Below are 9,644 nucleotides of genomic sequence, written 5' to 3' on the forward strand. Positions count from 1 at the left end.
CGAAAGAGATTGAGACACTGGGTTTCGATCTCTTTTTTGATAGGCTCAATATCAAGGAATAAATAACTATAACTGCTATAATGATGATATGAGTACTAACTGATCAAATCTTAACTGCATTTATTAGATCGAAGGTTCATTATGAAAATCAATAAAAAACTTATCTTAATTTCTACTGCGTTATTGGCTGTGTCTCCAATTGCCGCAGCACCACTAACTTCAAACGTTCAAACATCAGTTACCGCAGCTACTAAAAGCAATGCAACTGGCTCCTTAAAAGTCATTGATTCACATATTATGTTGTACAATCGCTCGGGCAATTATTTGGATCATATTTCTGCACCTAAGAAAGACAGCACGATTAAATATTATGGGAAACCATTTTTTAAGACGGTTGATCCAGGCGACTACAGTGCTGGTGAGTTATACTATCCTTTACGCAAGAATGTTTATATTTCTTCAGATTATGTAACGCCAATATCTGGCCCTGCTTATTTAACGGCAATTTTTAATGCCAATATTTACAATAAATCTGGTAAAAAAGTTGGCTTTGTTAAAAAAGGTAGCGTAGTCAAATATGCTGGTAAGCGGAAAGCTACTAGTAGTAAAGCAAAGTATTATTATGAGGCTCAAAAAGGTAAGTATCGCATTCCTTATACCATAATTAATGGAAAAGACTACTATTATTTAGGTTCCGGTCGTTATATCAAGGTGGCCAACATCGGTTACATTGACGGCTATCGTCTTACTACTCATGCACCAATTACCGTAACGGTCAATAAGAATACTTCAACCATTACAAAGTATGTTAATTCAACAGGTTGGGGTACAGATCCTAATAATATTGAATTAAAGAAGGGACAAAAGATCACAGTCGATTATGCTGGGCAATTCCCACAACAATTGACAGACTTTGATCATGATCACTACTCATATTACCGAATTAAGGGTACTAATTATTGGGTTTCTGAAAATGATTTGAATCTGCCACAAGTTTTAAAGAACCATTCAGATCTCGAATTAGCCGATTCTACTAAGGTTGTCTTGGATAAAAAGATTCCTTTGTACAATATTGACGGTGAAAAGACAAGTCAAGAGCTATCTAAACAGTTCTATACCAATACGGTTGAAGAAACTGCAATGTATAGCAACCACAAAATTAATGAAGCACTCTATCTTTGGGTACCAAGTGAAAAGAAAGCTGAACTTTTCTACCATACAACAGGTGAAGCTAATGCTAAAACTAATAAGTTAGATAATGAAGGCTATATCTTGGCTAGTAATGTCAAAAAGGTTGAGGGAGTAAAACTTACGCCAATCAACACAGCCGGTGAAGCAGAATCACAAAGCAAGGTGGCAACTAATAAGTCATCATTGTCTACTGCAATTGCCACTGCAGAAAAGGTTCAAAAGACTGATCGCTATAAATTAGCTGACTATGATAAAAAGATACAGTTCTTGACTTATTTGCAAAATGCTAAAACTGTTGTTGGTGAGACAAATGCCAGTGAAGTTGCGGTTAGTCAAGCTGACAAGTTTTTAACTAATACGACTAAAGTACTTGATGGTAAAAAGTTGCTCGTTAGACGAACTGATCAGTTAACTACTTATGAGGTTCAAAAAGTGATGAACCTGATCTACAACTATTACCAGCCTCAAGTTACAGGTGAGCTTGACGTTCAACTTTATAACAGCAAACGTAATTGGCAATATCCAACAACTCGTCCAGTATGGGATGTTACCAAGAAGAGTCCATTTTGGTTTGGCTATTCTTCAGATACCATTAGAAAGCGCAAAGTCGATATTAGCCCATTAATCACTGATGGCATTACTGTTGGCAAGAAAAAGAAATTGCAAAGTAATGCATACGTTTATACCGCTGCAGGTGTGAAAACTAGAAAGCTGTTGAAGAAGAATACTTCTTATAAGATTCAAGCCATTACAACTATTAAAGGGCAAAAATATGTCAAGATTGGTGCAAATAAATACGTTAAGTATGGCAACTTCGAAGCATCTAAGCTAAAAGTGGTCAAACGTTACTACACTGTGCAAACTGTAACACCTGTGGTAAATGCCCAGGGTAAAAAAGTTGACGAAATCAAGTCAAAGAATACCAGGACAAAGAATTATGTCCAAACTTATGGCACCAAGAGGATCAAAGGCTATGATTACATTAAGATAGGTAGTAATCGCTATACCAATATGTTGGGATTTGAATATGTTTTGGCGAAGTAGGGTTCGATTGATTATTTAGGTTATGTTAAAAGAAGCACTGTGTTGGTGCTTCTTTTTTTGTACCTACACTACTTGTTATTAATTGGGGCTTCGGGGTAGAATAAAACTATATTTACTTTAATATTTAGAGGAAAAACAATGTCTAACTTTGAAACTTCACAAAAAGATTATCAAGAATACGCAAAATTGGCTTTCAGCGCTGAAAGCTTAATTTACTCTGATCCTAGAAGTAGTTTGACAGTTTTCGGAACTTTTGGTGAGCAATTAACTAAGGAAATCATGCATTTGGATGATTTAGGTGATTGGGAATTAAACCAAAAACAACGAATTGAAAAAATGGCATATTCTAAGAATGAATATCCACCTACTGTTTTGAATGCTCTTAATTTGATCAGGTTAAGACGGAACAAGGCAGCGCATGACGATCATTTTATTGCTACCAAAAAGATTGCGCTTGAAATTGATCAGAGTGCTTATTTGGTATGGAAATGGTTTTTAGAAGTTTATTCTCTGGATGAAGTTGCAGATTATGTTGAGCCACAAGATCAAAAAGCTTTAATTAAAACTCAAGAAGATAAAATCAAAACTCTCGAAGAAAAGATAAAGCAATTACAACAAAATAGGGTGCAGGAAGTCATAATTTCTCCTGAAGAGCGTGAACGCAGACGCCAGATTAACATTCAGTTTGCTAAAAAACATGAGTTAACTGAAGCAGAAACACGTCAGTTAATTGATCAACAATTGCGAGATGCGGGCTGGGAAGTAGATTCACAAAAATTGAACAATTGGACGCAGAAAACTGAACCGCAAAAAGGTCACAATATGGCAATTGCTGAATGGGTTCTACCTAATGGTCAGCGAGCAGATTATGCATTATTCAAAGGTTTGAAGTTCTACGGAATTGTTGAGGCCAAAAAGTGGGACCAAGATATTGCAGGGCAAATGGCACAGCCTAAGGAATATTCTAAAGAGGTACCGTTTAGATCAGATTATCGTCTAGTTTCAAATGAAATGGGTGATTACAAAGTTCCATTCATCTATACTGCAAATGGTCGTCCATATCTTAAACAATATCAGGAAAAATCTGGTATTTGGTTCTGGGATGCACGTAATCCTAAAGAAAGCGCATATGCTCTTGAGGAATTTCATAAGCCAGAAGATTTATCGTTGAAGCTTTCTGCTAAAAATAAAGAAGAAGCAAATCAAGACTTGGTAGATGATCAAGATTTTCCTGATTTTGCACATCGTGAATATCAAATTGCTGCAATTCAAGCGATGGAAAATGCCATCAAAGATGGAAAAAAGCGTATTCTGCTTGCCATGGCAACAGGTACTGGTAAAACTAGAACGGCAATTGCTTTAATGTACAGACTACTTAAGCATAAGAGAGCTAGACGTATTCTTTACCTAGTTGACCGTAATTCATTGGGAAAGCAGACTGCCAATGCAATTAAAGATAATAAAATAGGTACGATGTCAATTTCTTCCATTTATGGATTAAAGGAATTGAGTGATAAGGCACCTGAAATATCAACAAAAATTCAAATTGCAACGGTTCAGGGGATGATCAAACGCCTATTTTTCAGTGAAGACAATGATGATAAGCCATCCGTTGGTCAATATGATTTCATTATTGTTGATGAAGCTCACCGTGGTTATGCAGAAGATAAAGAACTTAGCGATAAAGAATATCAATTCTATAGTCAAGAAGATTATGTTAGTCAATATAGACGTGTAGTTGATTATTTTGATGCGACCGCTATCGGAATGACTGCTACGCCAGCTTTACAAACAATTGATATTTTTGGTGAACCAGTTTATTCTTACAGCTATCAACAAGCTGTTCTCGATGGCTGGTTAGTGGACCATGATGCACCAGTAATTATTCAAACTCAATTATCTCAAGAAGGGATTCATTTTAAAAAGGGTGCCGAAGTTAGTCTTTTTGATCAGGATGAAAAAACTATCAATAAAGAAAAATTACCTGATAATATGAATTTTGATGTAAAAGACTTTAATAAGAGAGTTATCACACGTAGCTTTAATGAAGTAGTTTGTGATGAATTAGCTCAAAGATATCTTGATCCAAGTGATCCAAATTTAGGTAAAACTTTAATCTTTGCGGCAACTGATGAACATGCTGATATGGTTGTTGACTTATTGAAAAAAGCATTCAAAAAAGTGGGTAATCCTGTAGATGACGATGCTATCGAAAAAATTACTGGTTCAATTCGGCATCCTAATCAAGAAATTAAAAACTTTAAGAATGAAACCAACCCCAATATTGCAGTAACTGTAGATTTACTAACTACGGGAATTGATGTACCGCAAATTACTAGTATTGTCTTCTTAAGAAGAGTTCAGTCAAGAATCCTCTATGAGCAAATGTTGGGACGGGCAACCAGGCTTTGTCCCGAAATTAATAAATCCAAATTTACGATTTATGATGCTGTCGGAATCTATGAAGCAATGAATAAGGTAACGAATATGAAGCCTGTCGTTAAAAATCCAGGGCATAATGTTCATTACTTCTTAAATCATAAGGATGACTTCTTTGAAACAAATGAAGATATTGCTCAGTATCAAGTGGACATGGCCGGTGCAGTTGAGAGAAAAATCAAGCGTCTGGATAATACTAGACGCAATGAGTTCCAGCACCTAGCTGAGATTAAGTCGGTTGATCAATGGGCACGTGAATTAAGTAAATTAAATAAAGATCAATTTTTAAAGCAATGGCCTAAGTTTGAGCAGTTAGACCACATTAGCCCAGTCAAATCCAAGCAAATAATATCTGACGCAGTAGACAAAGTAGTTAATGTAAGTCGAGGTTATGGGCATGGCAATCAAAAACCAGCAGATTATATTGAAAACTTCAATAAATTCGTTAAGGATAACGTCAATACTATTCCAGCCTTACAAGTTGTAGCTACTAGACCGAAGGATTTAACTTTTGATGAACTCAAAAATATTAAACTTAAGCTAGAGCAAAATGGTTTTAAAGAAAATGATTTGCAAAGTGCATGGAAGAACGTTAACCATGTTCAGACCACTGCTGATATTATCAGCTTCATTAGACAAGCTGCGGCTGGATCTGAGCTAATTGATCATGACGTCAGAATTCATAATGCTATGCAAAAAGTTTATGGCTTAGCTGATTGGACTATTCCCCAAAAGAAATGGTTGAAGAGAATTGAAAAACAACTACTAAGAAATTCTGTATTGGCTCCAAGCGCTAAAGAAGTATTTGATAACCGAGAGTTTGGATTCAAGGACGTTGGTGGCTATAAGAAGATGAAGACTATTTTTGGCGATCAAACTGATCAAATCATTTATGTTTTAAACGAGAATTTATATGTTTAATGTAGGAAGTATAGTAAGAATATGGAGAATAATTTAAAAGTAGCCAAAGTTAAGTATTCAGTATCACAGATGACTAGTGCCTTCATTATTTTATTAGCTATCTATATTTTTAGGAGTCGAATACTATTCTTCTTAAAGGGGAATAACGGCAACTTAATACGATCAATTGTAGCTTTCGCTATATCATTGATTTGTTCATATTTTGCGTATAATTATGCATATCGCTTTTGATGTATCACCAATTATGTTAACAGGGGATGCACTGGAACCGTGGCCACAACTCTTAATAAGCTTCTTTTGGTGGCATATCATTATTATGCGTCTGGGCCTACAATCGTCATTGTTTGAAAAAAGTTTGAATTAAAACTAAGGAATGCCATTTGAGGCATTTTTTAGTTTAAGGAAAAAAGGTTGCTAAAACGAACACATGTAACTAAATGTTTGATAAAATATATTGATTAGAAAGACAACAACGAGGAGCAAAATTAAGTGAATAATCAAGAAATAGTTCAAAAATTATGGAATGAATGTAACGTCTTACGTGATGATGGGGTAAGCTATCAAGATTATATTACTGAACTGACATATATCTTGTTCTTGAAGATGAGTAAGGAACAAGATCAACAAGATGACATTCCAGAGAAGTATCGCTGGGATAATCTTGTTTCTAAAGAAGGGTTAGAACTTAAAAACTTCTACCGTCAGCTATTACTTGATTTAGGTAATCCTGAGATTGTTAAGAGCAAACGAATCAACGCTATCTATGCTAATGCATCTACTGCAATTGATGAACCGGCTAACTTGGAAAAGATTATCAAAGATATTGATGGTCTTGATTGGTTTTCTGCAAGAAAAGAGGGACTCGGTGATCTCTATGAAGGCCTAATGGAGAAAAATGCTAACGAAGTTAAATCTGGTGCAGGACAATATTTTACACCGCGTGTTTTAATTAATATGATGGTTAAAATGACCGAGCCTAAAACAGGTGATCGTTGTAATGACCCAGCAGCAGGTACCTTTGGTTTTATGGTAGCTGCGGATCAATATCTTAGAGATAAGACTGATGAATATTGGGATCTTTCAGTAGAAGAGAGAAATTTTCAAATTCATGATGCATTTTCTGGCATGGAATTAGTCCCAAATACTCACCGTTTAGCAATTATGAATGAGTATTTGCACGGCATGGACGGTCGTCTTGAACAAGGTGATTCATTATCGGCTAATGGTAAGTGGATGAAGAACTTTGACGTTGTGTTGACTAACCCACCATTTGGTACTAAGAAGGGTGGAGAACGTGTTACTCGTGATGACTTAACTTACGAAACTTCTAATAAACAGCTTAATTTCTTACAGATTATCTATAATTCATTGAAGAAAGATGGTAAAGCACGTGCTGCAGTTGTTGTACCAGATAATGTCTTGTTTGCAGACGGTACTGGCGAAGCGATTAGAAAAGACCTGCTGAATAAGTGTAATTTGCACACGATTTTGCGTTTGCCAACTGGGATTTTCTACGCTCAAGGTGTGCAGACTAATGTATTATTCTTTACTCGCGGTGAAAGTGACAAGGATAATACCAAGGAAACTTGGATTTATGATATGCGTCACCAGATGAGGTCATTTGGTAAGCGTAATCCATTGAATGATAAAGACTTTGCGGAATTTGAAAAGCTATTCTGCGTTGACAATCGCTCAAAGAGAAAAGAAACTTGGGATAAAGAGAAGAATCCTAATGGTAGATGGCGCAAGTTTACGATTGATGAAATTTTGAAGCGTCCTAATACTAGCCTTGATATTTCTTGGATGAATGATGAAGAAGAGCATGATGATCGTTCATTGAAAGAAATCTTAGATGAGATGAATGACAAGTCTAAGGCAATTAGGGATGCAATTGCGGAACTTAATAAGGCATTAGAAGGAATTGACGATGAAGACTAATACTTTAGATTTTGATGCACAGGCTTTAAGAGAAAAAATCTTGGATTTGGCCATGCGTGGGAAGTTGGTGCCACAAGATCCCAATGATGAGCCAGCTAGTGTATTGCTTGAGAAGATCAAGGCTGAAAAAGAACAGCTAATTAAGGAAAAGAAAATTAAGAAAAGTAAGCCGCTTGCTCCGATTACTGATGATGAAAAGCCTTTTGATATTCCCGATAGTTGGGAATGGGTTAGATTGGGGGATGTGATTAATTTCTCTCTAGGTAAAACACCGCGTAGAGGAAATGGTTTATATTGGGATCAAGGAACAATTCCTTGGGTTTCAATTAGCGATATAGGCAGTGACAAATATTTAGAAAGCACCAAAGAAAAAATTACGGAAACTGCTTTGAAAGATAGCTTTAGAAATCAAGTTGAGCCAAAAGGTACTTTATTAATGAGTTTTAAATTATCTATTGGCAAAGTGGCCATTTTAGGGGTACCTGCTGTCCATAATGAGGCAATCATATCTATTTATCCAATAATAAACAGGAATAATATAACCAGAGATTATCTATATTACTTATTGCCATTAATTAGTAATAGTGGCTATCTTACACCTGCAATAAAAGGAAAGACCTTGAATAAAACGTTAATTAATCAACTTAAAGTTCCTTTTCCACCACTTTCAGAGCAAAGTCGAATCGCTGCTAAAATAGCGCAGCTATTCGCTTTGCTTCGCAAAGTCGAATCTTCTACTCAACAATACGCAAAACTTCAGACTTTGCTGAAGTCGAAGGTGCTGGATTTGGCAATGCGTGGAAAATTAGTCGAGCAAGATCCCCATGATGAACCTGCAAGTGTTTTGTTGGAGAAAATCAAAGCTGAGAAGGAGCAACTTGTTAAAGAAGGCAAGATTAAGAAGAGTAAGCCGCTTCCACCAATCACTGATGAAGAGAAGCCGTTTGATATTCCTGATAGCTGGGAATGGGGTAGATTGGGGGACATATTGAAACCCGAAGTACATAAAAAGCCTGCAAAAGATTTTTATTATATTGATATTGCAAGCATCGATAATCAATATAATAAAGTCGTTAATCCAAAAAAAGTAATCGTAAAAAAAGATAAAATTGCTTCAAGGGCAAGACAAGTATTAGAAAATGATGATATTTTATTTTCAGTTGTTAGACCATATTTACGAAATATAGCAATGGTTCCAAAAGATAATAACTACAAGATAGGAACAACGGGGTTTTATGTACTTAAACCCTATGAATTAATAAATAGAAAATATATTTTTTGCCTAACACTTTCGAATTATACGGTTACTAATATGACTCAAAAAATGAGGGGAGATAACTCACCATCTATAAGGAAAAGTGATATACAAAATTTGATAATTCCTATTCCTCCGCGAATGGAACAAGACAAAATCGTTAATATGATAATTAGAATTTATAGTGCAATAAATCTTAATTAGAGGAAGCGAGGATAAGTTGAATATTAACAAAGAAAATTCAAAATTATTTACTCTTTATCCCAAAGATAATTTAACAGATGAGCAAATAAAGCCATATAAGGAAAAATTAGATTTGGCTTTGTCAGATCCTAAAATTAAAAATTTGGCAATTACAGGACCTTATGATAGTGGGAAATCCAGCTTACTTCAAAGCTATTTTAAGAATAGAGAATTTAAAAGAGGAAAAATAAAAACTTGGATTAGAAAATTAACTGGTAAAAATTTGCAAGAATATGAATTTATTAACTTACCTAATTTCTTTGAAAATACTGAAAACAATGCTAATAATACAATGGAAAATAATATTGAACAGAGTATTGTTAAACAATTACTTTTTACTGAAAATCCATTTTGTTTTCCCTATTCTAGAATTAATAGATTAAAGGCATATCCTATTTGGAGAGTTTTATCAATAGATTTATTATTATTTTTTAGTCTTCTTTTTCAGCCCGTAAGAAATATGACTAAGAAATGGGATTGGCAGTTTTATTTTATTTTTGGAATTTTTTTGGTATTAATTTCATTCTGGATTGCACATATTTTTTCAAAAATTTCAATAAGTGCTAAAATTAAGGCTCCCGTGGGAGAAAGTGAATTAGATACAAACTTAGAT

General features: G+C 35.0%; 5 protein-coding genes. All 5 read left to right on the forward strand.

Features of this window, described 5'->3' with window-relative positions:
* The first annotated feature begins 141 nt into the window (after positions 1 to 141).
* The gene (locus tag CP367_RS03425; RefSeq protein WP_089145860.1) at positions 142 to 2,235 is read left to right on the forward strand and encodes an SLAP domain-containing protein; all 2,094 of its coding nucleotides are present in this window, start codon (positions 142 to 144) and stop codon (positions 2,233 to 2,235) included.
* 138 nt (positions 2,236 to 2,373) lie between these two features.
* Positions 2,374 to 5,595 (forward strand): type I restriction-modification system endonuclease, encoded by a 3,222-nt coding sequence (gene hsdR / locus CP367_RS03430; protein WP_089145861.1) that lies wholly within the window; start codon positions 2,374 to 2,376, stop codon positions 5,593 to 5,595.
* A gap of 489 nt (positions 5,596 to 6,084) precedes the next feature.
* Entirely contained in the window at positions 6,085 to 7,533 is a 1,449-nt protein-coding gene (locus CP367_RS03435) for an N-6 DNA methylase (RefSeq protein WP_089145862.1), read from the forward strand.
* Positions 7,523 to 8,992 (forward strand): restriction endonuclease subunit S, encoded by a 1,470-nt coding sequence (locus tag CP367_RS03440; protein ID WP_089145863.1) that lies wholly within the window; start codon positions 7,523 to 7,525, stop codon positions 8,990 to 8,992. Before CP367_RS03435 ends, CP367_RS03440 begins: the two co-directional genes overlap by 11 nt.
* 16 nt (positions 8,993 to 9,008) lie before the next feature.
* Positions 9,009 to 9,644, forward strand: a 636-nt coding sequence (locus CP367_RS03445; protein WP_199160537.1) for a hypothetical protein, incomplete at its 3' end; no start/stop codon positions are given.

The organism is Lactobacillus sp. UMNPBX16 (assembly GCF_002553775.1).
Lineage (GTDB): Bacteria > Bacillota > Bacilli > Lactobacillales > Lactobacillaceae > Lactobacillus > Lactobacillus crispatus.

Coding starts and splice junctions, on each gene's coding strand:
- CP367_RS03425 (WP_089145860.1), top strand. CDS start 142: ATGAAAATCAATAAAAAACTTATCTTAATTTCTACTGCGTTATTGGCT.
- hsdR (WP_089145861.1), top strand. CDS start 2,374: ATGTCTAACTTTGAAACTTCACAAAAAGATTATCAAGAATACGCAAAA.
- CP367_RS03440 (WP_089145863.1), top strand. CDS start 7,523: ATGAAGACTAATACTTTAGATTTTGATGCACAGGCTTTAAGAGAAAAA.